Here is a 22,405-nt window from a genome sequence, read left to right as displayed (position 1 = left end):
AGCACAAGGACACGACCATCATGCGTACCTTCGGCTTTCCCGAATTCCTGTTCATCCTCGAAGCGGCCCAGTGGACGCTGGCCCTGTCGGCCATCGCCTTCGTCGGCGGCGCCATCCTGGGCCTGATCGTCGCGCTGGCCCGGACCAGCGAGAACCGCGCGGCGCTCTTCGCCTCGGGCGTGTTCATCCAGGTGTTCCAGGGCACGCCGCTGCTGCTGCAGCTGTTCCTGATCTTCTTCGGCGCCCCGGTGCTGGGGCTGGACATCAACCCCTGGGTGGCCGCGGGCGCGGCGCTCATCCTCAACAGTGCGGCCTTCCTGGGCGAGATCTGGCGCGGCTGCATCCAGGCCATTCCGCGCGGCCAGTGGGAAGCGGCCATGGCGCTCAACCTGTCGTACACCGCCCGCCTGCGCGACGTGGTGCTGCCCCAGGCCTTCAAGATCGCGCTGCCGCCCACCGTGGGCTATGTGGTGCAGATCATCAAGGGCACGTCCCTCGCGGCCATCATCGGCTTCACCGAGATCACCCGCGCCGGGCAGATCATCAACAACGCCACCTTCCAGCCGCTGGAGGTGTTCAGCACCGTGGCGGCGCTGTACTTCGTGATCTGCTGGCCGCTGTCGCTGCTGGCTGCGCACATGGAACGCCGCCGCGCGCGGGCCCTGGCGCGATGACCGCTGCCCTTCTTCTCTTCAATCATCCCGTCCCGTCCAACCCCAAGGAGACCTCCATGAACCTCAGCCTGCACCGCCGCGCCGCCCTGGCACTGGGCCTGGCCGCCTGCGCCACCGCCTTCGCTCCCCTGGCCTCGGCCCAGTCCGTGGCCGACATCAAGAAGAAGGGCGAGATCACCATCGGCATGCTGGTGGACTTTCCGCCCTACGGCACCACCGACGCCAAGAACCAGCCCGACGGCTACGACGCCGACGTGGCCAAGCTGCTGGCCAAGGACCTGGGCGTCAAGGCCAACATCGTGCCCGTCACCGGCCCCAACCGCATTCCCTTCCTGCTGACCAACAAGGTCGACCTGCTGATCGCCTCGCTGGCCGTCACGCCCGAGCGCGCCAAGCAGGTGGACTTCTCGGTGCCCTACGCCGCTGCCACCATCGTGCTGTACGGCAGCAGCAAGGTCGAGATGAAGTCGCCCGCCGACCTCAAGGGCAAGCGCGTGGGCGTGGCCCGCGCCAGCACGCAGGACGTGTCGCTGACCGCCGTGGCGCCCGAAGGCACCGAGATCCGCCGCTTCGATGACGACGCCTCGGCCATGCAGGCGCTGATGTCGGGCCAGGTCGATGCCATCGGCTGCTCCACCACCGTGGCCGCGCAGATCGCCAAGCGCGCCGGCAGCAACTTCGAGAACAAGTTCAATCTGCGCCAGCAGGTCATGGGCATCGCCATGCGCCCGGGCCAGCCCGAGCTGAAGAAGACGCTGGACGAGTTCGTCGAGCGCAACAAGAAGAACGGCGAGCTGAACAAGCTCTACCAGAAGTGGCTGGGCACCGACTTCCCGGCCCTGCCCAACTCCTGATTGGCTTCTTCCCTCTTCCGAACGCACAAGGCAGCCGAACGATGAACAGCAGCGTGGCCGCGCCCCATGAACTGGGCGACCCCATCATCCGCATGGAAGGGGTGAGCAAGTGGTATGGCGAGTTCCAGGTGCTCACCGACGTGGACCTGTCGGTGCGCACCGGCGAGCGCATCGTCATCTGCGGGCCCTCGGGCTCGGGCAAGTCCACGCTGATCCGCTGCATCAACCGGCTGGAGACAGTGCAGAAGGGCCGCATCGCGGTCGACGGCATCGAGCTGACGGCCGGCGGCAAGAACGTGGACGCCGTGCGCGCGGAAGTGGGCATGGTGTTCCAGCAGTTCAACCTGTTCCCGCACCTCACGATCCTGCAGAACTGCACGCTGGCGCCGATGCGCTCGCGCGGCATGTCGCGCGAAGAGGCCGAGGCGGTGGCCATGAAGTACCTGACGCGGGTGCGCATTCCCGAGCAGGCCCACAAGTACCCCAGCCAGCTCTCCGGCGGCCAGCAGCAGCGCGTGGCCATTGCCCGGGCGCTGTGCATGGCTCCCAAGATCATGCTGTTCGACGAGCCGACCTCGGCGCTCGACCCCGAGATGGTCAAGGAAGTGCTGGACACCATGATCGGCCTGGCCGACGACGGCATGACCATGCTGTGCGTGACGCACGAGATGGGCTTCGCCCGCAGCGTGGCCGACCGCGTGATCTTCATGGCCGGCGGCCAGATCCTCGAACAGGGCACGCCGGAGGCCTTCTTCGGCAACCCGCAGCACGAGAAGACGCGGCAGTTCCTGGGCCAGATCCTGACGTCCGGTCATTGAGATGACGGGTACCTGCGCGCCCTTCTTGAGCCCCTCTCCCCTCGCGGGAGAGGGGTTGGGGAGAGGGGGCGCCCGCACCACGAGGGTCTTGGCTCCTTGGTCGCGCCGCCGCCCCCTCTCCCCGGCCCTCTCCCGCGAGGGGAGAGGGAGGTCCATCTCCTTTCATGTGCTGCAGCAGGCACGCAGTTTCACAGACGCCTGACCCGATGTTCTCCGTCCTGATCTCTCTTTCCTCCTTCGGCGCGGCCGAGGTGGGCCGCCATGGCCAGGCCTGGGCCACGGGCCTGGCCTACGAAGCCGGCGTGGACAGCGTCGAGGTGCGCGGCGAGCTGCTGCGCAATGCCACGTCCGAACTGGCGGCGCTCAAGGGCCATGCCGCGGTCTACTCCAGCCCCGAAGGCCTGTGGACCGCCGACGGGCAGCTCGACACGACCGCGCTACAGACCGGCCTGGCCCGCGCAGTGGCCCTGGATGCGCCACGCCTCAAGATGGCCATCGGCGGCTTCCACGCCACGCGCAGCCGCGACTCCCTGGAAGCGCTGCGCGAGGCGCTGGCCCGCACGCCGGTGGAACTGGTGATCGAGAACGACCAGACGCCCACCGCCGGAACGCTCGACGCGCTCGTGGCCTTCTTCGACGCCCAGCAGGCCGCCGGCCTGGACCTGGGCATGACCTTCGACATGGGCAACTGGCACTGGCTGGGCGAATGCCCGCTGGAGGCCGCCCGCGCCCTCGCCCACCGCGTGCGCTACGTGCATGCCAAGGGCGTGCAGCGCCGGCCCGACAAATGGGTGGCCGTGCCGCTGGCCGAATCGGCCGCGCCCTGGCGCGCCGTGCTGCGCGCGCTCCCGGCCGATGTGCCGCATGCCATCGAGTACCCGCTGATCGGCGACGACCTGACGGCCGTCACGCGCGCCGAGATCACCGCCCTGCGCCAGCTGCGCACCGCCGCCTGAACACCCCAGCCCGAGCCTTCGCTGAACCGTCCCGCATGACCACCGCCCCCACCTTCGACGTCGCCACCTTCGGCGAGGCCATGCTGCTGCTGGTGGCCGACGAGCCCGGCCCCATCGAGAACGCCACGCTCTTCCACAAGCGCAGCGCCGGTGCCGAGACCAACGTGGCCATCGGCCTTGCCCGCCTCGGCCTCAGGGTGGGCTGGGCCAGCCGTCTGGGTACCGATTCCATGGGCCGCTCACTGCTGGCCACCATGCAGGCCGAGGGCATCGACTGCTCGCATGTGGTGTGCGACGCCACGCAGCGCACCGGCTTCCAGTTCAAGGGTCGCGTTACCGACGGCAGCGACCCGCCGGTCGAATACCACCGCAAGGGCTCGGCCGCCAGCCAGATGCGGCCCGAGGACATCGACGAGGCCTGGCTGTGCGCCGCGCGTCACCTGCATGCCACGGGCGTCTTTGCCGCCGTCTCCGAGACCACGCTGCCCACCGCCCACCGCACGTTGGACCTGATGCGCGCCGCAGGCCGCAGCATCTCCTTCGACCCCAACCTGCGCCCCACGCTCTGGGCCAGCACCGAGCGCATGCGCGAATGCATCAACGCGCTGGCCGCCAAGGCCGACTGGGTGCTGCCCGGCCTGGAGGAAGGCCGGCTGCTGACCGGCGAAGCCACGCCCGAGGGCATCGCCCGCTTCTACCGCGCGGCCGGCGCCTCGCTGGTGGTCGTCAAGCTCGGGCCCGACGGCGCCTACTACGACAGCGCCACCGCCGGCTGCGGCCAGGTGCCCGGTTTCCCGGTCGAACAGGTGATCGACACCGTGGGCGCCGGCGACGGCTTCGCGGCCGGTGTGGTCAGCGCCCTGCTCGAAGGCCGCAGCGTGCCTGAGGCCGTGCGCCGTGGCGCCTGGATCGGCGCCCGCGCGGTGCAGGTGCTGGGCGACACCGAAGGCCTGCCCACGCGGGCCCAGCTGCAGGAGGCCGGCCTGTGATCGACGCACGCAAGAAGGTCCTGGTCTTCCGCGCCCTGCCGCCCGACCAGATGGCGCGCCTGCAGGCCGCGCACGACGTCAGCTTCGCCGACCCCAGGAAGGACCGTGCCGCCTTCGATGCCGCCCTGTCCGAAGCGCAGGGGCTGATCGGCTCCAGCTTTCCGATCGACGCCGACGTGATCGCCGCGGCGCCGAAGCTGGAGGTGGTCTCCAGCGTGTCGGTGGGGGTGGACAACTACGACCTGGCCGCCCTTCACGCGCGCAACATCGTGCTGGCCCACACGCCCGGCGTGCTGGACGAGACCGTGGCCGACACCGTCTTCGCCCTGCTGATGGCCACCAGCCGCCGCGTGGTCGAACTCGCCACGCTGGTGCGCGAAGGCCGCTGGGACCGGAACATCGGCGAAGACCTCTTCGGCTTCGACGTGCATGACAAGACGCTGGGGCTGCTGGGCTTCGGCCGCATCGGCCAGGCCATCGCGCGCCGCGCCGCCCTGGGCTTCGGCATGCCGGTGCTGTACCACGCCCGCCGCCCGGTCGACCTGGCCACGCAGGCGCCCGAGCTGCAAGGCCGCGCGCATCACACGCCGCTGCCCCAGTTGCTGGACCGCGCCGACTTCGTGGTCGCGATGCTGCCCCTCACGCCGCAGACCCGCGGCATGGTCGATGCCGGCCTGTTCGCGCAGATGAAGCCCGGCGCCGTCTTCATCAATGGCGGCCGCGGCGCCACCGTGGACGAGGCGGCCCTCCTGGCCGCGCTGGACAGCGGCCACCTGCGCGCGGCTGGCCTGGACGTGTTCGCGCGCGAGCCGCTGCCGCTCGATTCGCCGCTGCGCACCCACCCCAAGGTGACGCCGCTGCCGCACATCGGCTCGGCCACGCACGAGACGCGCCACGGCATGGCCGAACTCGCAGTGAGCAACCTGCTCGACGCGCTGGCGGGCCGCCGCCCCGCCGCGGTGTACGACACTGCGGCTTCATGAGCACACCGCCGCCGGCCGTGCGGCCGGGCCGCCCCACCATCTCGGACGTCGCGCGCGTGGCGGGCGTGTCCAAGGCCACGGTGTCGCGCTTCTTCAACCACCGCGAACGCCTGCTCAGCCCCGACATCGCGGCCCGCGTCGAGGCCGCCATCGCCGAACTGGGCTATGTGCCGAGTCCGATGGCGCAGGCGCTCAGCCATGGCCGCTCGCGGCTCATCGGGCTGATCGTGGCCGACATCACCAACCCCTTCTCGGTGGCCGTGCTGCGCGGCGCCGAGAAGGCCTGCAAGGACGCGGGCTACCTGGTGATGCTGTTCAACATCGGCAACGAGGCCGGCCGCGAGCGCGAGGCCATCGACGCCCTGGCCGGCTACCAGGTGGACGGCTTCATCCTCAACACCCTGGGCCGCGGGGCCGGCGTGGTCGAGGCGATCGCCGCCCACGGCAAGCCGGCCGTGCTGGTGGACCGGCGGCACGACGGCCTGGAGGCCGACTTCGTCTCCATCGACAACCGCGGCGCCATGGCCGAGGCCTGCAGCCACCTGATCGATCACGGCTGGCGCGAGCTGCTGTACGTGACCGAGCCGCAGCAGGGCGTGAGCACCCGGCGCGAGCGTGCCGCCGCCTTTCGCGACTGCATGAACGCGCATGCCGGGGCGTCGCCGCGCGTCCGGGGCGAGGTGTTCGAAGCCCCCGAGGGCGCCGACGAGGCGCTGCGCGAAGCCCTGCGCGCCCTGCGCAAGCGCGCCCGCGCCCCGCGCCGCGCTGCCGTGGTGGCGGGCAACTCGGTGGTCACGCTGCGCGTGGCGCAGGCCGTGCGCCAGTTGGGCTGGGAGTTCGGCGACGCGCTGGGCTTCATCGGCTTCGACGAGCCCGAATGGGCCTCGCTGGTGGGACCGGGCCTCAGCACCCTGGCCCAGCCCACCGACGAGCTGGGCCGCGCCGCCGCCACCTGCCTGATCGAGCGCATGCAGGGCCTGGAAGGCCCGGCGCGTGAGCTGCTGCTGCCCGGCACGCTGGTGGTGCGGGGCTCCTCGGCGGCCTGAACGGCCGAGCGCTGGCCGCGCAGGCTGCGCCCCGCCTCAATCCGTCGCTGCGGCCGCGCCGTCGTCGTCCTGCAGCACGGGCAGGTTGCGCGCCCGCTGCATCGAATCGCTCTCCGCCGTCATCGCGCCCACGGTGCGCGCCAACTGGCGGCTCGTGCTGACGTAGGCATGCCCGATGCGGCTATCGAAGTACAGGGAATCGCCTTTGGCCAGGGCCACCTTCTGCCCGGTCTCGAAGTACACGTCCACCGCGCCGCTGAGCACATAGACGAACTCCTCCCCTGGATGACGGGCGAAATCCTCGGGCCCGTTGAAGCGCCGGGCGCACACCGTGCCGAGCACGGGAATCATCTTCTTGCCCACCGCGCTGGAGTTGAGGAACTCGTAGACGAAGCTCTCGCCGCGATAGGCCACGCCTTCCCCGGCACGGGTGACGAGGGGGCCGCTGAACTGCGCCGCCTTGGTGTGCGCGCTGGAGAACATCTCGCCCATGTCCATCTGCAGCGCTTCGCTCAGCGCGGCGAAATTCTCGTAGCCCAGCGCAAGCTGTCCGCGCTCCGCCCGCGAGATGGTGGTGATCGACACGCCCGAGCGTTCGGCCAGCTGGGCCAGCGTCCAGCCCAGCTGCTTGCGTGCCGCGCGCAGGCGGCGGCCGAAGGTTTCCCGATCGAGATTGTTGGCGGCAGGACGTGGTGCCGGGGTACGGGGGCGCGGCTCTTTCATGGACGAGGCAGGTTGCCGCGGATTGTGACAGCAAGGCCGCCCGCCCTTGGCCCGCAATTTGCGTAAGCGCAAATCAGAGATCAGGGTCTGCACCAATTTCTTGGGAATGACGCCAGATTCTTTTTGCGTATACGCAAATTTGTTCCTAGACTGCATCGATGCCGCCGGACACGCCACCCTCCACCGCTGCCTGCATGACCGCCGACTTCATCGTGGTGGGGGCCGGCATTGCAGGCGCTTCGGTGGCGTACTGGCTCGCGCCACACGGCCGGGTGCTGTTGCTGGAGGCCGAATCCCAGCCCGGCTACCACTCGACGGGACGGTCCGCCGCGCTCTTCATGGAAAGCTACGGCACGCATCAGGTGCGCACGCTCACGCGCGCCAGCCGTCCCTTCTTCGATGCGCCGCCTGCCGGCTTTGCGGAGCACCCGCTGCTCACACCGCGTGGCGCCATGGTGCTGGGCACCCATGGCGACGAAGCGGCACTGGAGGAATGGTGGGACGTGCTGCGCACCACCAACCCGCATGCGCGCAGGCTCGATGCCAGCGAGGCCCATGCGCTCGTGCCCGTGCTGCGGCCGGAGCAGGTCATCGGCGCCGTGCTCGAACCCGACGCCGCCGACATGGACGTGCATGCCATCCACCAGGGCTATCTGCGCGGTGCGCGGCGCCAGGGTGCGCAGCTGCTCTGCGATGCGCCGGTGCAACGCATCGCACGCACGGACGGGCGCTGGCAGGTGGAGGCAGGCCGCCATCGGTGCAGCGCACCCGTGCTGGTCAACGCGGCCGGGGCCTGGGCCGACGAGGTGGCGGTTCTTGCCGGGCTGCCCGGCCTGGGCCTGCAGCCGCGGCGCCGCACCGCCTTCACCTTCGCTCCGCCCGAGGGCATGGCCGTGCACGACTGGCCCATGACCATCGCCGCGTCGGAGACCTGGTACATCAAGCCCGATGCCGGTGTGCTGCTGGGCTCGCCCGCCAATGCCGATCCGGTGCCCCCGCACGACGTGCAGCCCGAAGAGCTGGACGTGGCCCTGGCCATCGACGCCATCGAGCGCATGACCACGCTGCACATCCGGCGGCCCAACCGAACCTGGGCCGGGCTGCGCTCCTTCGTGCCCGATGGCGACCTCGTGGGTGGCTTCGACGCCGAGGCGCCGGACTTCTTCTGGGTTGCAGCCCAGGGCGGCTACGGCATCCAGACCTCGGCCGCCATGGGCGAGGCCTGTGCGGCCCTGCTTCAGGGCCTGCCGATCCCGGCCCACCTGGCGGCCTTCGGCCTGACGGCCGACATGCTCTCTCCCCGGCGCCTGCGCCCCCTGCCCACTGCCTGAAAGCCCATTGCCATGCCCCCTCTGCGCGTCTTCAGTGCCTGTCTCGCGACCGAGACCAACACCTTCGCCCCCATGCCCACCGGCATGGCGTCGTTCCGTGACCGCGGCTACTTCAAGGCCGGTGAGCACCCGGACACCATGGTGTTCTTCGCCGGCCCGCTCTGGGCCGCACGGCTGCGCGGCAAGGAGGCCGGCTGGATCCTGAAAGAGGGCATGGTCGCCGCGGCGCAGCCCAGCGGCACCACCACGCGCCAGGCCTACGAAAGCCTGCGCGATGAACTGCTGGCCGACCTTCAGGCGGCACTCCCGGTGGACATGGTCGTGCTGGGCCTGCACGGCGCCATGGTCGCCGACGGCTACGACGACTGCGAGGGCGACCTGCTGGCGCGCGTGCGCGCCATCGTCGGCCCCGACGTGGTGGTCGGCGCCGAGCTGGACCCGCATAACCATCTCACCTCGGCCATGGTCGACAACGCCGACCTGCTGATCGCCTACAAGGAATATCCCCACACCGATGTGCTCGACCGCGCCTTCGAACTGGTGGACCTGTGCGCCGCCCAGGTGCAGGGCCGCATCCGGCCCGTGGCGGCGGTGGTGGACTGCGACATGATCGTCACCATGCACACCTCGCGGCAGCCGGCGCGCGGCTTCGTGGACCGCATCCAGGCGCTGGAAGGCCGGGACGGCATTCTGTCCATCTCGGTGTCGCACGGCTTTGCCTGGGGCGACGTGCCGGACATGGGCACCAAGCTGCTGGTCTATGCCGACGGGGACGCCGCCAAGGCCCGGTCGCTGGCCCGCCAGCTGGCCGATGAGCTGATCGGCATGCGCGAGGCGCTGGCCGTCTCCTACCCGGCCATCGACACCGCACTGGACGAGGCCCTGGCCTTCGACGGCGGGCCGGTGATCATTGCCGACGGTGCCGACAACCCGGGCGGCGGCGCCGCGGGCGACGCCACCTTCATCCTGCGCCGAATGCTCGAGCGCGGGATCGGCAACGCCGCCGTCGGCCCGATGTGGGACCCCATCGCCGTGCGCATCGCCTTCGAGGCCGGCGCCGGCGCGCGGCTGCCCCTTCGCATCGGCGGCAAGATCGGCCCGCTGTCCGGCGACCCGCTGGACCTCGACTGCACCGTCAAGGCCGTGATGCCCGAGATGGTCATGACCGGCCTGGGCGGCGCGCCCTTTCCGGTCGGAGACAGCGCGCTGGTCGAGACCGCCGGCATCGAGATCCTGCTGATCACGCTGCGCAACCAGGCCATGGGCACCGATGCCTTCACGCAGCTGGGCTGCAACCTGGCGGCCAAGAAGATCGTGGTGGTCAAGTCGTCGCAGCACTTCTACGCCTCCTTCTCGAAGGTGGGCCGGCATGTGATCTACGCGGCCGCACCCGGCGCCGTGACGCTCGATCTGCGCACCCTGCCCTACCGCAAGGTGCGCCGGCCCAAGTGGCCGCTCGACTGAAGGCGAAGCGCCCCGTCCTTCCCTCTTTTCCGTCTTCCCCGTCCTCCCTGCCTTCCGGAGTCCCCACGATGAAACGACGCCTGCTTGCCTCCCTCGCCGCCCTGAGCCTGGGTGCCGCCGCCAGCCTGTGCAGCCTGCCCACCCTGGCCCAGACCAAGACGCTGAAGGTCGTGGCCCATGCCGACGTGAAGATCCTGGACCCGACCTTCACCACGGCCTACATCACCCGCAACTTCGGCTACATGGTCTACGACATGCTCTTCGGCCTGGACGACAAGGGCGTGCCGAAGCCGCAGATGGTGGACAAGTACAGCACCTCGAAGGACGGCCGGCTCTGGACCTTCACCCTGCGGCCCGGCCTCAAGTTCTCGGACGGCAGCCCGGTCACGGCCGCCGACGCGGTGGCCTCCATGCAGCGCTGGACCGGGCGCGACAGCATCGGCCGCGCGATGACGGCGATCTCCTCGCCCGAATGGAAGGCCGTGGACGCCACGACCTTCACGCTCACGCTCAAGGAGCCCTTCGGCCTGGTGCTGGAAGGGCTCTCCAAGCCCTCGGGCTTTCCGCCCGTCGTCATGCCGGAGCGGCTGGCCAAGCTGCCCACCACCTCGCCGATCTCCGAGGTGCTGGGCTCCGGGCCCTATGTGTTCAAGCGCGACGAATGGGTGCCGGGCAACAAGGCGGTGTTCGTGCGCAACCCGCACTACGTGCCGCGCACCGAGGCCGCCAGCAACCTCGCGGGCAGCAAGAAGTCGGCCTTCGACCGCGTCGAGTGGCTGTACCTGCCCGATGCCAACAGCGCCATCTCGGCGCTGCAGAAGGGCGAGGTCGACCTCATCGAGCAGGTGCCGCCCGACTACATCCTGCCGCTGCGTGCGGACGCCAACGTCAAGGTGCAGGCCTCGGGCTCCTGGCAGGGCTGGATGGTCATGAACCAGCTGCATCCGCCCTTCAACAATCCCAAGGTGCGCCAGGCGGTGGCCAAGGCGGTGAACCAGGAGCGCTTCATGGCGGCGATGGGCTACCCGCGCGACATGCGCCTGACCAGCTGCGTGAGCTTCTTCCTCTGCGGCGGGACCAACGAGAGCTTCGCCGGTGCCGAGCCCTTCCGCACGCCCGACCTGGCCCAGGCCAAGAAGATGCTCGCCGACGCAGGCTACAAGGGCGAGAAGGTGGTGCTGCTGCTGCCCAGCGACGTCACCTACCTCAACGCCGAAGGCCTGATGGCCGCCCAGACGCTGCGCAGCCTGGGCATGAACGTCGACGTGCAGACCTCCGACTGGGCCACCATCGGCGCCCGGCGTGCCAAGCGCGAGGCACCGGACGCCGGCGGCTGGAGCATGTACGTGACCGTGGCCGGCGGCTTCGACGCCGATTCGCCGATCACCAACGCCTACCTCAGTGCCGCCTGCGGCAACAGCCTGCCCGGTTGGCCCTGCGACCAGAAGCTCGACGAACTGCGCATGGCCTGGCTGAAGGCCACCGACCCGGCCCGGCGCAAGGAGGCGCTCGACGCCTTCCACGCCCGCGCCTGGGAGGCCCTGCCCTACGTGAACGTGGGCCAGTACTCGCCCGCCATCGCGGCCCGCAAGGAGCTCAAGGGCGTCGAGAAGCTCAGCGGCGGTCTGCCGCTGGTCTGGCAGCTCGACAAGTGACGCACGCGGGCTGATACGGCATGGGCTACATCCTGCGGCGCCTGGCGGCCACCGTGCCCGTGATGGCGGTGGTGGCGGTGGTCGTCTTCCTGCTGATCCACCTGTCGCCGGGCGACCCGGCGGCGCTGATCGCCGGCGACCTGGCCACGGCGGACGACATCGCCCGCCTGCGGGGCGCACTCGGCCTGGACCAGCCGCTGTGGCGGCAGTTCGCGCTGTGGCTGGGCCGATTGGCCACGGGCGACCTGGGCACCTCCATCTTCACGCAGGTGCCGGTCACGCAGCTGCTGGCCCAGCGGCTGGAGCCGACGCTGTCGATCGCGCTGCTCACGATCACGCTCACGCTGCTGCTGGCCGTGCCGCTGGGCACGCTGGCCGCCTGGAAGGCGGGTGCCTTCATCGACCGGCTGGTGATGGTGTTCGCGGTGCTGTCCTTCTCCGTTCCGGCCTTCCTCGTCGGCTACCTGCTCATCTATGGCCTGGCGGTGCGGCTGGACTGGTTTCCGGTGCAGGGCTATGTGCCCCTCTCGGAGGGCGTCCTTCCCTGGCTGCGCTCGCTCGCCTTGCCGTGCCTGAACCTGGCGCTGGTGTACATCGCCCTCATCACGCGCATGACCCGGGCCACCGTGCTCGAAGTGCTGCAGGAGGACTACATCCGCACCGCCCGCGCCAAGGGCCTGGGCGTGCTGCCGGTGCTGGGGCATGCGCTGCGCAATGCGGCCGTGCCCATCGCGACCACGGTCGGCATGGGCATCGCGCTGCTCATCGGCGGCGTGGTGGTCACCGAGACCGTGTTCGCGCTGCCCGGCGTGGGCCGGCTCGTGGTCGATTCGGTGCAGCGGCACGACTACCCGGTCATCCAGAGCGTGCTTCTGCTGTCGGCCGGGGTGTATGTGCTGATCAACCTGCTGATCGATCTGAGCTATCGGCTCTTCGATCCGCGCATCAGGTATTGAGATGAGACACCCCCCATGCCGCTTCACGGCTCCCCCATCTCTTGCGCCTTCGGCTTGGAGGGGGGGATGTTCGCGTGCCGGCTTCATGCGAAGCACTCAGGAGAAATGAAATGAGCTCCACGGCTTCCGCCGCGGGCGTATCGCCGCCGAACGCAGGTGCCGACGCGCCCTTCAAGGTGCCGCGCTTTCGCTGGGCGCGCAAGCACCCCACGCTGATCCTGGGGGCGCTGCTGCTGGTGGCCATGGTGGTGCTGGCGTTCACGGCGCCCTGGCTGGCCACCTACGACCCGCAGGACATCGACCCGCTGGCTCGGCTGCAGGCGCCGTCGGCCGAGCATTGGTTCGGCACCGATGCGCTGGGGCGCGATGTCTACAGCCGGGCGGTGTGGGGCGCGCGCGTCTCCCTGCTCGTCGGCCTGTCGGTGGCCGTGCTGGCCACCGTGGCCGGCGTGTTCCTGGGCCTGGTGGCCGGCTTCGTGCGCTGGGCCGAGGGACCGGTGATGCGCGTCATGGACGGGCTGATGGCGATTCCCGGCATTCTGCTGGCCATCGCGCTGATGGCCATCACGCGCGCCAGCCTGACGACGGTGATCGTCGCCATCACCGTTCCGGAGATTCCGCGCGTGGTCCGGCTGGTGCGATCGCTGGCGCTCACGCTGCGCGAGCAGCTGTTCGTCGAGGCCGCCCATGCCGTGGGCACACGGCTGCCCACCATCCTGGTGCGGCATGTGCTGCCCAACATGGTCGCGCCGGTGGTGGTCCAGGCCACCTTCGTCGCGGCCTCCGCCGTGCTCATCGAAGCCTCGCTGTCCTTCCTGGGCGTGGGCGTGCCCTCCACCACGCCGAGCTGGGGCAACATGATGGCCGAGGGCCGCAACTTCGTGGCCGTGGCCTTCCACATCATCCTATATCCCGGGCTGCTGCTGGCGGCCACGGTCCTGGCCATCAACCTGCTGGGCGACGGCCTGCGCGACGCGCTGGACCCCCGCCTGGCCCGCCAGCTATGACAGCCGCTTCCCCCCAGCCCCGCCTGCCGGTGGGCGAGACACTGCTGGAAGTGCAGGACCTGCACACCCACTTCGACACGCTCACCGGCCCCGCACGGTCCGTCGGCGGCGTGAGCTACACCGTGCGCGCCGGCCAGACCCTGGGCGTGGTGGGCGAGTCGGGCTGCGGCAAGAGCGTGACGGCCCTGTCCATCATGCGGCTGCTGGCCACGCCGCCGGCCCGCATCCGCGGCCAGGTGCGTCTGCGCGGCACCGACCTTCTGACGCTGAGCGAGAAGCAGATGCGCGCCATCCGGGGCAACCGCATCTCGATGATCTTCCAGGAGCCGATGACCTCGCTGAACCCGGTGCTCAGCGTGGGCCGGCAGATCGCCGAGACGGTGCAGCTGCACCAGGGGGCAGGCCGCGCGCAGGCCCTGTCGCGCGCCGTGGAGATGCTGCGGCTGGTCCAGATTCCCGAGCCCGAGCGCCGCGTGCACGAGTACCCGCACCAGCTGTCGGGCGGCATGCGCCAGCGGGTGATGATCGCGCTGGCCCTGGCCTGCAATCCCGAGGTGCTGATCGCCGACGAGCCCACCACGGCGCTGGACGTGACGATCCAGGCCCAGATCCTCGACCTCATCCGCCGCTTGCAACAGGAGCTCGGCATGGGCGTGGTGATGATCACGCACGACCTGGGCGTCGTGGCCGAGAGCTGCCACCGCGTGGTCGTGATGTATGCCGGCCGCACCGTCGAAGAGGCCGACGTGGTCGATCTCTTCGACCGGCCGCTGCATCCCTACACGCGTGCGCTCATGGCATCGATGCCCGCGATGAACACGCACAGCGCACGTCTGACCGAGATCCCCGGGCTGGTTCCTTCGCCGCAGGCGCCCAGGCGCGGCTGCGCCTTCGCGGACCGCTGTCCGTGGGCTGCGGACCGCTGCCGCAACGAGGTGCCGCCCCTGGTGCGCGAAGGCGCCGATCACGCCGTCGCCTGCTTTGCCGTGCAGGAGGCACGCCTGCCCACCCATGCCCTGGAGCCCGCCGCATGACTGCCACCGCCACGAGCGCGATTCCGAACGCCGGCGCAGCGCCTCTTCTGTCGGTGCGTGCCCTGCGCAAGCACTATGTGGCGCCGCGGCGCTGGCTGGGCCGCGCCAGACCGCCGGTCCAGGCGGTGGACGAGGTGTCCTTCGACATCGCACGCGGCGAAACGCTGTCCCTGGTCGGCGAATCGGGCTGCGGCAAGACCACCACCGCCAAGTCGGTGATGCGCCTGATCGAGCCCACCTCGGGATCGGTGCAACTGGACGGCGAGGACCTGCTCGCGCTGTCGCCCGAGCAGATGCGGCTGCGGCGGCGGGACGTGCAGATCATCTTTCAGGACCCCTATGCCTCGCTGAGCCCGCGCCTGCGCGCCGGCGAGATCGTGGCCGAGCCGCTTCGCAACTTCGGCATGTCCTCCGCCGACGCGCGGCGAGAGCGGGTGCGCTGGCTGTTCGAGAAGGTGGGCCTGCGCCCGGAGGCCACGGCCAAGTACCCGCACGAGTTCTCCGGCGGGCAGCGCCAGCGGCTGGGCATCGCCCGCGCGCTGGCGCTCAACCCCAAGCTCATCGTCTGCGACGAGCCCGTCTCGGCGCTGGACGTGTCGGTGCAGGCGCAGGTGGTCAACCTGCTGATGGACCTGCAGGCGGAGTTCGGCATCGCCTACCTGTTCGTCGCGCACGACCTGGCCGTGGTGCGCCACATCAGTCACCGCGTGGCGGTGATGTACCTCGGCCGCATCGTCGAGATCGGCCCGCGCGACGCCGTCTTCTCGCAGCCGCGGCATCCCTACACCGAGATCCTGCTGTCGGCCGTGCCCGTGCCCAACCCGCGCACGCCGACACGGCGCATCCTGCTGCAGGGCGACCCACCGAGCCCGGCCAATCCGCCCTCGGGCTGCCGCTTCCACACGCGCTGTCCGCTGGCCCAGCCGCTGTGTGCCGAGCAGGCCCCCGCCCTCACGTCCCGCGGCGACGGCCATCAGGTGGCCTGCCACTTCCGCTGACCCTGCCCATTCCACACCCCGCACCATGACCGACAGCACCCGTGAGCACGACCTGATCATCCGCGGCGGCACCGTCATCGACGGCCGCCGGACGCCCCGCTTCCGCGCCGATGTGGCGGTGCGCGACGGCCGACTGAGCGCCATCGGCGATCTGGCGGACCATCGGGCCGCCCAGGAGATCGATGCCACGGGACGCATCGTGGCGCCGGGCTTCATCGACTCGCACACGCACGATGACCAGGCGGTGCTGTCGCAGCCGCAGATCCCGTTCAAGGTGTCGCAGGGCGTCACGACGGTGATCGCCGGCAACTGCGGCATCAGCGCTGCGCCGCTGCGGCGGGACATGGACCTGCCCATGCCCCTCAACCTGATCGACGTGCCCGCCGAGGAGCGCTTCACCCGCTTCGCCGACTACCTGGATGCGCTGCGTGCCCGCCCCTCGTCGGTCAACGTGGCAGCGATGGTCGGCCACTCCACCCTGCGCGCCGTCACCATGCCAGCGCTGGACCGCGAGGCCAACGGCGAGGAGATCGCACGCATGCGCGCGCTGGTGCAGGAGGCGATGGACGCGGGCGCCATCGGCGTCTCCACCGGCACCTTCTATCCACCCGCGGTGAAGGCCACCACGGAGGAGATCATCGAAGTCTGCCGGCCGCTCACTGCCGCCGGGGGCCTGTACGTCACCCACATGCGCGACGAGTCCGACCAGGTGATGACCTCGCTGGAAGAGACCTTCCGCATCGGCCGCGCGCTGGACGTGCCGGTGGTCGTCTCCCACCACAAGGTGCAGAACACGCCCAACTTCGGCAAGTCGCAGGTCACGCTGCCCTTCATCCGCGAAGCCATGCAACGCCAGCGCGTGTGCCTCGACTGCTATCCCTACACGGCGGGCTCGACCATGATCCGCGCGGACCGGGGCATGCTCGAAGGCCGCGTGCTGATCGCCGAGAGCCTGCCGCATCCGGAATGCGCCGGCCGCGACCTGGACGACATCGCCCGCGACTGGGGCGTGGACCGGGTGGAGGCCGCCCGCCGGCTGCAGCCCGGCAGCGCCATCTACTTCCTCATGGACGAGGGCGATGTGCAGCGCATCCTGGCCTTCGACGACACGATGATCGGCTCGGACGGCATCCCGGTCGGCAGCAAGCCGCATCCTCGGCTCTGGGGCACCTTCCCGCGCGTGCTGGGCCATTACAGCCGCGACGTCGGCCTGTTCCCCCTGGAGACCGCCGTCTGGAAGATGACCGGACTCACGGCCCGCAACTTCGGCCTGCACGGCCGGGGCACGCTGGAGGCCGGCCAGGCCGCCGACATCGTGGTCTTCGATGCCGGCACCGTGCGCGACGCGGCCGACTATGCCGAGCCCACGCGTCCCGCGGAAGGTATCGATGCGGTGATCGTCAATGGCGCCATCACCTGGCAGGGCGGCCAGCACACGGGCGCGCGCCAGGGTCAGGTCATCCGCCGCCAGGCGGCCCCATCCCACTGAGGCACGGCGTCACCACCATGCCCATCGAACGCTTTCCCACCCCACTGCCCGTGCCCTTCTCGAAGGCGGTGCGTGCCGGCGGCTTTCTGTTCGTCTCAGGAGTGCTGCCCATGGATGCCCAGGGCCGCATCATCGAAGGCGACATCCAGGCGCAGACACGCGCTGTGCTCGAACGGGTGGCCCAGAACCTGGCCGACTGCGGCGCCCGCATGGCCGATGTGGTGCGCGCCACCATCTGGCTGGCCGACCTCGGCGACTTCGCCGCGTTCAACCAGGAATATGCGCGCCACTTTACACAGGGCCTGCCCGCGCGCTCCTGCGTGCAGGCCGAGCTCTACGGCGGCGCCCGAGTCGAGATCGAGGTCCAGGCCTGGGTCGGCGGCTGAGGCGCCGCGACCCGGAGCAGCCCGGCCGCTCAGTTCAGCACGATGTGGGCCTTGGTGGCCACGTCGCCGAACTTGCGCAGGCTGTCCTGCACGAACTTCTGCGCCTCGGCCGGCGACATGCGGCCGGGCAGTTGGCCGCCCGCCTCCAGCGCCGCCTGCACCTGCGGGCTCTCGGCCGCCTTGGCGATGGCGGCATTGAGCCGCGCCACCACCGGCTCGGGCAGGCCCTTGGCCCCCGCGACGGCGAAGTACTGCGTGGCCTCGTAGCCCTTGAGTCCGGCCTCGCTCATGGTCGGCACGTTGGGCAGGCTGGGAATGCGGTAGGGCGTGGTCACGGCATAGGCGCGCAGCTGGCCGGCCTTGATCTGCGACAGCACCGGCGTGACGCCCAGCATGCCCAGCTTGACCTGGCCGCCCACGACGTCCACCACGGCCTGGCCGCCGCCCTTGTACGGCACATGCAGCATCTGCGTGCCGGCCAGCTGGTTGAACAGCTCGCCGGCCAGATGCTGGCCGGTGCCGATGCCCGAGCTGGCGTAGTCCCACTGCTGCGGGTTCTTCTTCATGGCGGCGATGAGCGCACCGAGGTCGGTCGGCGCCAGAGAGGCGCCGCCCACCAGCACGATGGGCCCCTGCGACAGCAGGCCCACCGCCTGCAGCTCGCGGCCCACCTCCGGCTGCTGCTGGCCGAAGAGCACGGGCCCCGGCACCGTCACCAGCGTGTAGCCGTCGGGCTTGGCGCGCGCCGCCTGCTTGAGCGCCAGCGCACCCGAGGCACCTGGCACGTTGTCGATCACGATGGTCTGGCCGATCTGGTCGGACACGGCCTTGGCGAAGGCCCGCGTGAGCACGTCCACCGTGCCGCCAGGCACGAAGCCCACGATCCAGGTGATGGGCTTGGCCTCGGGCCAGGGCTGCTCGGCATGGGCGCCTAGCGCGAGAGTCGCGGTAGTAGCGAGCGCCGCAAGGCGCAGGAGGTGGCGGCGGCCAGTGGAGGTGGTCATGGGCTTGCTTCCGAAAGTTGTTCGAGGAGTGCGGCTCAGCGGTCGGGCTGGCCAGGCGGGGTGTGCGGATGCGCCGCCGCACTGGCGTTGAAGTCGCGGATCATGCGCAGCACCGGGCCCATGACCCAGGTGTTGAAGACCAGCACATCGGTCTCTTCCTTCGGGTCGCGCGTGATGTTGAACAGGTAGGGCGACTCCAGCTTGCCCTGGCCCTGGTTGACCTCGGGCTCCCAGTAGAAGTGCAGCTTCCAGTCGCGCCACTTGGCCGCGCGCAACTCCTGCTTGATGTAGAAGAGGAAGCCCTCGCGCGCCGACTTGGGCTGCTCGCCGAACAGGAAGGCGCGCTGGTCCACGCCGTCGATGGGCCGGTCCTGCGGCAGCGGCGCGCCGGCCACGGCCGCGAGGGTGGTGAAGAGGTCGGTCACGTGCACGATCTCGTTGCTCACGCGGCCCGGCTCGATGCGGCCGGGCCAGCGCGCGATGAAGGGCACGCGCAGGCTGCCTTCCATGGCCGTGTGGTACGTACCGCGCCAGGGGCCGGCCGTGCCGCGGTAGGGCGCGCGGAACTCGGGGCCGTTGTCGCTGCAGAAGATGAACAACGTGTCGTCGGCAATGCCCAGGCGCTCCACCTCGTCGACGATCTGGCCCACGCGGTGGTCCATCTCGGCCATCGAATCGGCGAAGTCGCCATTGCCGGTGCTGCCCGCGAAGTCCGGATGCGGCAGCGTCGGAAAGTGCAGGTGCACCAGCGGCAGGTACAAAAAGAAGGGCCGCTTCGCCGCCACGTTGCGCTGCATGAAGGCGCAGGAGCGCTCCACCAGGTCGGCGTCGATGCCTCGGCGTGCCTCCAGGTCGTAGAGCTTCACCTCGCGCGAGGGCTCGCCCGCGCGCCCTTCCATGATGTGGGGCAGGTCGACCACGCTGGGGTCGAAGCCCACGGAGGACGTGAACTGGCTTTCGTCCGTGGTGCGCGGAATGCCGTACCACTCGTCGAAGCCGCGGTCCGAAGGAAAGCGCCCCGCCACGTCGCCCAGGTGCCATTTGCCGAAATGGGCGGTGGCATAGCCGACCTGCGACAGCAGCTGCGGCAGCGTCACCTCCCAGCGCGTGAGGCCCTGCGGCAGGCCCGGCGGCACGGACTGCAGGCAGCCGGTGCGGATCGGATGGCGGCCCGACATGAGGGCCGAACGCGTAGGCACGCAGTCGCTCTCGACATTGAAGTTCTGCAGCAGCAGGCCCTGGCGGGCCAGGGCGTCGATGCGCGGCGTGGGCGCGCCGCGCAGGGCGCCGCCGCCGTAGCAGCCGAGTTCGCCCCAGCCGAGGTTGTCGGCCACGATGAGGACGATGTGGGGAGAAGCGTGGGAGGCCATCGGGAACGGAAGGGATTCGATGGCCTGCAATCTATGACGCCTCGACGTCTTCTAGCATTCCTGCTCCCATGTGATGCCATGAGCGCCAGGAATGAATCTCTCGATCCAGGACATCCAGTACTTTCTCGCCGTGGCCCGCGAGGGGCAGCTTTCATCGGCCGCCGACGAGCTGGGCGTGACCCAGTCGGCGCTCACCAAGGCCATGCAGCGCGTGGAGCGCGAGTTCGGCCTGCAGCTGCTGGAGCGCAGCGTGCGCGGCATGCGCCCGACCTCGGCCGGCCTGCGGGTGGCCGAGCAGCTGCGGCGCTTGCAGGCCGAGTACGCCGACACCGTGCTGCTGGCCGACGAGATGCGCGCCCGCCAGGCCGGCCTGCTGCGCCTCGGCGTGACCGACACCACCGGCGGCAACCGCATGGCGGCCGTGCTCGGCCCCATGCTGGCGATGCGGCCGGGCCTGCGCGTGAAGCTGCGCGTGGACCGCTCGGACGCGCTGGCCGCGCAGGTGCAGGAAGGCACGCTGGACCTGGCCCTGGTGCCGGCCTATGAAGGCCTGCCGCTGCCCACCGAGCGCACCAAGGTCGACAGCGACCCTTTGCTGCCGCTGGTGCGCGTGGGCCATCCGCTCACGCGCCTGGCCCGGCCGGGCTTGAAGGATGTGGCGGCCTACGGCTGGATGCTGGGGCCCGAACATTCGGCCGCCTTCCAGGCGGTGACCGCCGTCTTCGCGCGCCAGGGGTTGCCAGCCCCGCAGATCGTGGTCGAGGTGCCCTTCTCGTCGGAGATGAACCTCACGGTGCTGGCCGCCACCGACCTGGTGACGCTGCTGCCCCGCTCGCTGATGCCACTGGCGCCGGCCGAACGCTTCGTGCAGTTGCCGGTGGCGGCGCTGCGCATTCCGCGCGCCGTGGTGCTGCTGTCGCGGCCAGGGTCGGCCTGGTCGCCGTTGATGGAGACGCTGCGGGGGTTGCTGCTGGAGCGGGCCAAGGCGACCGATTGAACGCATCCGACCTTCTTCACGGTGCGACTCGCATCCCAATCCGGGTCTAGCAGGAAATCGGCGCGGGCACGTGGGAGTTGGTAGGAGTTGACGGCTACACGGTCCTGCGACCATGCTAGGAGGGGTGCATGCCCTATTTGCGCATAACGTCCAACCATCATTTCCTGCCAAATGGATCAAGAACTCGCCCGCATTAACGACTACGTCGAACAGATAAGAATCTTAGTAGACACGATTAAAGGGGCTTTGCTTGGAGATCGTCCGCCGAACCTTCAGCGGTTTGACGTTGCGCACGACGATTATATTCGTGCTACCAAAGAGACAAACAACCTACTATTAATTCTAACCAGCGCGCGCCACTACGCTCAAGTAGCCAAATCGCTGTTTCGCATGAGTGAAAAATCAACCGTTACTCAGGAGCATGTGGATAATGCACTAAAGCTAGCTCAAAAATCAAATGAGCTTATAGATATCACTGAATCAATCATCTCCAAAATGAGCGGAGTGCTTAACCTTAAGCTTCCTGTCGAAAATGCAACCGCTCCCACGGCGAAAGAGATTCAAGAATTTCACGAACGCCTTTTAGGAAGCCTCCAAGATTATGAACGTAGACTTATCAATCGCATTGAAAAGGCTGACGGAAGGCTAGGCAAGCAAGAGAGCGCGATTGATAAGCTTGAGGCTACATATTCCGAGAAATTCGAAACTTTCGACACTATTTTTGCAAATGTACTCGCAGAAATAAAGGCAAAAAACGATCAACTTGACAAGATCTTAGGCCATGCTGCAGGTCGTGTCATTGCGGGCGACTACGAAAGCAGCGCGCGATCTGAAAAATCTGCCGCTGATTGGCTGAGAAATGGCTCACTTGTATGCATGGCGCTTATTGTTTGTATTCTTGGCTATTCATTTTATGAAACGACGAAACTAAACTTTGATGCTGAAAAATCAATATTTAGAGTCATTCTGGCGTTTTTACTGTCTGCCCCTACCGCCTATCTCGCGCGCGAATCAAGCAAGCATCGGGCACAACAGTATTTGCATTTACAAACCTCACTTGATCTAAAGGCAATATCGCCTTATATAGCCTCGCTTCCCGAAGAAACGCAACACAAAATCAAGACTGACATCGCTACGAAGCTTTTTGGCAACCGGGAACTCCCGCCTACTCCTAATGACTCGTTCCCAATCAACGTACAAGAGCTATTAATGGAGGCTATCAAACGGCCTTGGTTAGGCGACAATGCTCCAAAAGCACCAGAGAGGGACAAGCCTTGATGGTGTCATGCGTAAATCCCGCTACTGCGGGTAGAAGCTGATTAATCCCGCGGGCTGCGGCGTCCACTTGGTCACTGAACTTGCCGAATAGGAACCGCAGGCAGTCGCCCGTAAACGGCCTGTTCCGGGATCCGCGCGCATCATCAGCTTAGTGCCGGCGTTGATCTGGCTGGCCAGCGGCGTGGCACGAGTGACCTTGTAGACAGACTCGAGGTTGGAAATGCAGGTCGTGGCTGTCCAGTTTTGACGAGTGCAACCTTGTAAAAGACGCCGGCTTGCCCAGAATCCTGCCGGAGCATCAACCCATCGCTGCGCGCCGTTACCTTGATCAAGGCAATCCGCCTATCAGGCACGAACTGCTCACGCGGGCGCCCGCCAGCACAAGCCGCCCTG

General features: G+C 68.8%; 21 protein-coding genes. 18 read left to right on the top strand and 3 right to left on the bottom strand.

The features are described from left to right. The first annotated feature begins 20 nt into the window (after positions 1-20). The 7 genes from L0984_RS22205 to L0984_RS22175 all read left to right on the top strand — a co-directional run bounded on the left by L0984_RS22205 (position 21) and on the right by L0984_RS22175 (position 6,320). A complete protein-coding gene (locus L0984_RS22205) occupies positions 21-674 on the top strand; it encodes an amino acid ABC transporter permease (protein WP_234196493.1) in 654 nt (217 codons plus the stop codon). A gap of 56 nt (positions 675-730) precedes the next feature. Then, positions 731-1,528 carry a transporter substrate-binding domain-containing protein gene (locus tag L0984_RS22200; protein ID WP_234196491.1) on the top strand — a complete coding sequence of 266 codons (798 nt, stop codon included), beginning with the start codon at positions 731-733 and terminating at the stop codon, positions 1,526-1,528. Between the two features lie 41 nt (positions 1,529-1,569). Then, positions 1,570-2,346, top strand: a complete 777-nt coding sequence (locus tag L0984_RS22195; RefSeq protein WP_255697552.1) for an amino acid ABC transporter ATP-binding protein — start codon at positions 1,570-1,572, stop codon at positions 2,344-2,346. A gap of 206 nt (positions 2,347-2,552) precedes the next feature. Then, a complete protein-coding gene (locus L0984_RS22190; RefSeq protein ID WP_234196489.1) occupies positions 2,553-3,302 on the top strand; it encodes a sugar phosphate isomerase/epimerase family protein in 750 nt (249 codons plus the stop codon). A gap of 35 nt (positions 3,303-3,337) precedes the next feature. Continuing rightward, positions 3,338-4,291: a sugar kinase gene (locus tag L0984_RS22185; protein WP_234196487.1), complete on the top strand. Its 954-nt coding sequence runs from the start codon at positions 3,338-3,340 to the stop codon at positions 4,289-4,291. Continuing rightward, positions 4,288-5,274: a 2-hydroxyacid dehydrogenase gene (locus tag L0984_RS22180; RefSeq protein WP_234196485.1), complete on the top strand. Its 987-nt coding sequence runs from the start codon at positions 4,288-4,290 to the stop codon at positions 5,272-5,274. Before L0984_RS22185 ends, L0984_RS22180 begins: the two co-directional genes overlap by 4 nt. Then, positions 5,271-6,320 carry a LacI family DNA-binding transcriptional regulator gene (locus L0984_RS22175; RefSeq protein ID WP_234196483.1) on the top strand — a complete coding sequence of 350 codons (1,050 nt, stop codon included), beginning with the start codon at positions 5,271-5,273 and terminating at the stop codon, positions 6,318-6,320. Before L0984_RS22180 ends, L0984_RS22175 begins: the two co-directional genes overlap by 4 nt. Positions 6,321-6,356: 36 nt before the next feature. Here L0984_RS22175 and L0984_RS22170 read toward each other — a convergent pair whose 3' ends face one another. Beyond that, the gene (locus L0984_RS22170) at positions 6,357-7,043 is read right to left on the bottom strand and encodes a helix-turn-helix domain-containing protein (protein ID WP_234196653.1); all 687 of its coding nucleotides are present in this window, start codon (positions 7,041-7,043) and stop codon (positions 6,357-6,359) included. 194 nt (positions 7,044-7,237) lie between these two features. Here L0984_RS22170 and L0984_RS22165 point away from each other — a divergent pair, with 194 nt between their 5' ends. The 9 genes from L0984_RS22165 to L0984_RS22125 all read left to right on the top strand — a co-directional run bounded on the left by L0984_RS22165 (position 7,238) and on the right by L0984_RS22125 (position 17,363). After that, positions 7,238-8,374, top strand: a complete 1,137-nt coding sequence (locus tag L0984_RS22165; RefSeq protein WP_234196482.1) for an NAD(P)/FAD-dependent oxidoreductase — start codon at positions 7,238-7,240, stop codon at positions 8,372-8,374. A 21-nt stretch (positions 8,375-8,395) separates the two neighbouring features. Then, positions 8,396-9,838 carry a M81 family metallopeptidase gene (locus L0984_RS22160; RefSeq protein ID WP_234196652.1) on the top strand — a complete coding sequence of 481 codons (1,443 nt, stop codon included), beginning with the start codon at positions 8,396-8,398 and terminating at the stop codon, positions 9,836-9,838. Positions 9,839-9,906: 68 nt separating this feature from the next. After that, the gene (locus tag L0984_RS22155) at positions 9,907-11,493 is read left to right on the top strand and encodes an ABC transporter substrate-binding protein (RefSeq protein ID WP_234196480.1); all 1,587 of its coding nucleotides are present in this window, start codon (positions 9,907-9,909) and stop codon (positions 11,491-11,493) included. A gap of 20 nt (positions 11,494-11,513) precedes the next feature. Next, complete coding sequence (locus L0984_RS22150) at positions 11,514-12,449, top strand: ABC transporter permease (RefSeq protein ID WP_234196478.1); 936 nt, start codon at positions 11,514-11,516, stop codon at positions 12,447-12,449. Positions 12,450-12,559: 110 nt separating this feature from the next. Continuing rightward, positions 12,560-13,456, top strand: a complete 897-nt coding sequence (locus L0984_RS22145) for an ABC transporter permease (protein WP_234196476.1) — start codon at positions 12,560-12,562, stop codon at positions 13,454-13,456. Continuing rightward, the gene (locus tag L0984_RS22140; protein ID WP_234196474.1) at positions 13,453-14,490 is read left to right on the top strand and encodes an ABC transporter ATP-binding protein; all 1,038 of its coding nucleotides are present in this window, start codon (positions 13,453-13,455) and stop codon (positions 14,488-14,490) included. Before L0984_RS22145 ends, L0984_RS22140 begins: the two co-directional genes overlap by 4 nt. Next, a complete protein-coding gene (locus L0984_RS22135) occupies positions 14,487-15,488 on the top strand; it encodes an ABC transporter ATP-binding protein (RefSeq protein ID WP_234196472.1) in 1,002 nt (333 codons plus the stop codon). Before L0984_RS22140 ends, L0984_RS22135 begins: the two co-directional genes overlap by 4 nt. A 25-nt stretch (positions 15,489-15,513) precedes the next feature. Next, a complete protein-coding gene (locus L0984_RS22130) occupies positions 15,514-16,977 on the top strand; it encodes an N-acyl-D-amino-acid deacylase family protein (protein WP_234196470.1) in 1,464 nt (487 codons plus the stop codon). A 17-nt stretch (positions 16,978-16,994) separates the two neighbouring features. Next, positions 16,995-17,363, top strand: coding sequence for a RidA family protein (locus tag L0984_RS22125; protein ID WP_234196468.1), 369 nt, complete (start codon positions 16,995-16,997; stop codon positions 17,361-17,363). 29 nt (positions 17,364-17,392) lie between these two features. On the opposite strand, the gene L0984_RS22120 is transcribed toward L0984_RS22125, so the two are convergent. After that, positions 17,393-18,367, bottom strand: a complete 975-nt coding sequence (locus L0984_RS22120) for a Bug family tripartite tricarboxylate transporter substrate binding protein (RefSeq protein ID WP_234196466.1) — start codon at positions 18,365-18,367, stop codon at positions 17,393-17,395. A 35-nt stretch (positions 18,368-18,402) separates the two neighbouring features. After that, entirely contained in the window at positions 18,403-19,737 is a 1,335-nt protein-coding gene (locus L0984_RS22115) for an arylsulfatase (RefSeq protein ID WP_234196464.1), read from the bottom strand. Positions 19,738-19,828: 91 nt separating this feature from the next. Between L0984_RS22115 and L0984_RS22110 the strand changes: the two genes are divergently transcribed. Further along, entirely contained in the window at positions 19,829-20,734 is a 906-nt protein-coding gene (locus L0984_RS22110) for a LysR family transcriptional regulator (RefSeq protein ID WP_234196462.1), read from the top strand. Positions 20,735-20,905: 171 nt separating this feature from the next. Then, complete coding sequence (locus L0984_RS22105; protein WP_234196460.1) at positions 20,906-22,012, top strand: hypothetical protein; 1,107 nt, start codon at positions 20,906-20,908, stop codon at positions 22,010-22,012. Positions 22,013-22,405: the final 393 nt, after the last annotated feature.

Origin of the sequence: Pseudacidovorax sp. NFM-22, assembly GCF_021401245.1 — a bacterium.
Taxonomy (GTDB): domain Bacteria; phylum Pseudomonadota; class Gammaproteobacteria; order Burkholderiales; family Burkholderiaceae_C; genus Xenophilus.
This window is presented reverse-complemented; position numbering and strand designations above follow the sequence as displayed.

What these genes read in the sequence shown, in the direction of transcription:
- L0984_RS22130 (WP_234196470.1), top strand. Translation starts at nt 15,514, where the DNA reads ATGACCGACAGCACCCGTGAGCACGACCTGATCATCCGCGGCGGCACC.
- L0984_RS22105 (WP_234196460.1), top strand. Translation starts at nt 20,906, where the DNA reads ATGGATCAAGAACTCGCCCGCATTAACGACTACGTCGAACAGATAAGA.
- L0984_RS22115 (WP_234196464.1), bottom strand. Translation starts at nt 19,737, where the DNA reads ATGGCCTCCCACGCTTCTCCCCACATCGTCCTCATCGTGGCCGACAAC.
- L0984_RS22175 (WP_234196483.1), top strand. Translation starts at nt 5,271, where the DNA reads ATGAGCACACCGCCGCCGGCCGTGCGGCCGGGCCGCCCCACCATCTCG.
- L0984_RS22155 (WP_234196480.1), top strand. Translation starts at nt 9,907, where the DNA reads ATGAAACGACGCCTGCTTGCCTCCCTCGCCGCCCTGAGCCTGGGTGCC.
- L0984_RS22140 (WP_234196474.1), top strand. Translation starts at nt 13,453, where the DNA reads ATGACAGCCGCTTCCCCCCAGCCCCGCCTGCCGGTGGGCGAGACACTG.
- L0984_RS22120 (WP_234196466.1), bottom strand. Translation starts at nt 18,367, where the DNA reads ATGACCACCTCCACTGGCCGCCGCCACCTCCTGCGCCTTGCGGCGCTC.
- L0984_RS22185 (WP_234196487.1), top strand. Translation starts at nt 3,338, where the DNA reads ATGACCACCGCCCCCACCTTCGACGTCGCCACCTTCGGCGAGGCCATG.
- L0984_RS22125 (WP_234196468.1), top strand. Translation starts at nt 16,995, where the DNA reads ATGCCCATCGAACGCTTTCCCACCCCACTGCCCGTGCCCTTCTCGAAG.
- L0984_RS22150 (WP_234196478.1), top strand. Translation starts at nt 11,514, where the DNA reads ATGGGCTACATCCTGCGGCGCCTGGCGGCCACCGTGCCCGTGATGGCG.
- L0984_RS22170 (WP_234196653.1), bottom strand. Translation starts at nt 7,043, where the DNA reads ATGAAAGAGCCGCGCCCCCGTACCCCGGCACCACGTCCTGCCGCCAAC.
- L0984_RS22190 (WP_234196489.1), top strand. Translation starts at nt 2,553, where the DNA reads ATGTTCTCCGTCCTGATCTCTCTTTCCTCCTTCGGCGCGGCCGAGGTG.
- L0984_RS22135 (WP_234196472.1), top strand. Translation starts at nt 14,487, where the DNA reads ATGACTGCCACCGCCACGAGCGCGATTCCGAACGCCGGCGCAGCGCCT.
- L0984_RS22200 (WP_234196491.1), top strand. Translation starts at nt 731, where the DNA reads ATGAACCTCAGCCTGCACCGCCGCGCCGCCCTGGCACTGGGCCTGGCC.
- L0984_RS22205 (WP_234196493.1), top strand. Translation starts at nt 21, where the DNA reads ATGCGTACCTTCGGCTTTCCCGAATTCCTGTTCATCCTCGAAGCGGCC.
- L0984_RS22145 (WP_234196476.1), top strand. Translation starts at nt 12,560, where the DNA reads ATGAGCTCCACGGCTTCCGCCGCGGGCGTATCGCCGCCGAACGCAGGT.
- L0984_RS22195 (WP_255697552.1), top strand. Translation starts at nt 1,570, where the DNA reads ATGAACAGCAGCGTGGCCGCGCCCCATGAACTGGGCGACCCCATCATC.
- L0984_RS22165 (WP_234196482.1), top strand. Translation starts at nt 7,238, where the DNA reads ATGACCGCCGACTTCATCGTGGTGGGGGCCGGCATTGCAGGCGCTTCG.
- L0984_RS22110 (WP_234196462.1), top strand. Translation starts at nt 19,829, where the DNA reads ATGAATCTCTCGATCCAGGACATCCAGTACTTTCTCGCCGTGGCCCGC.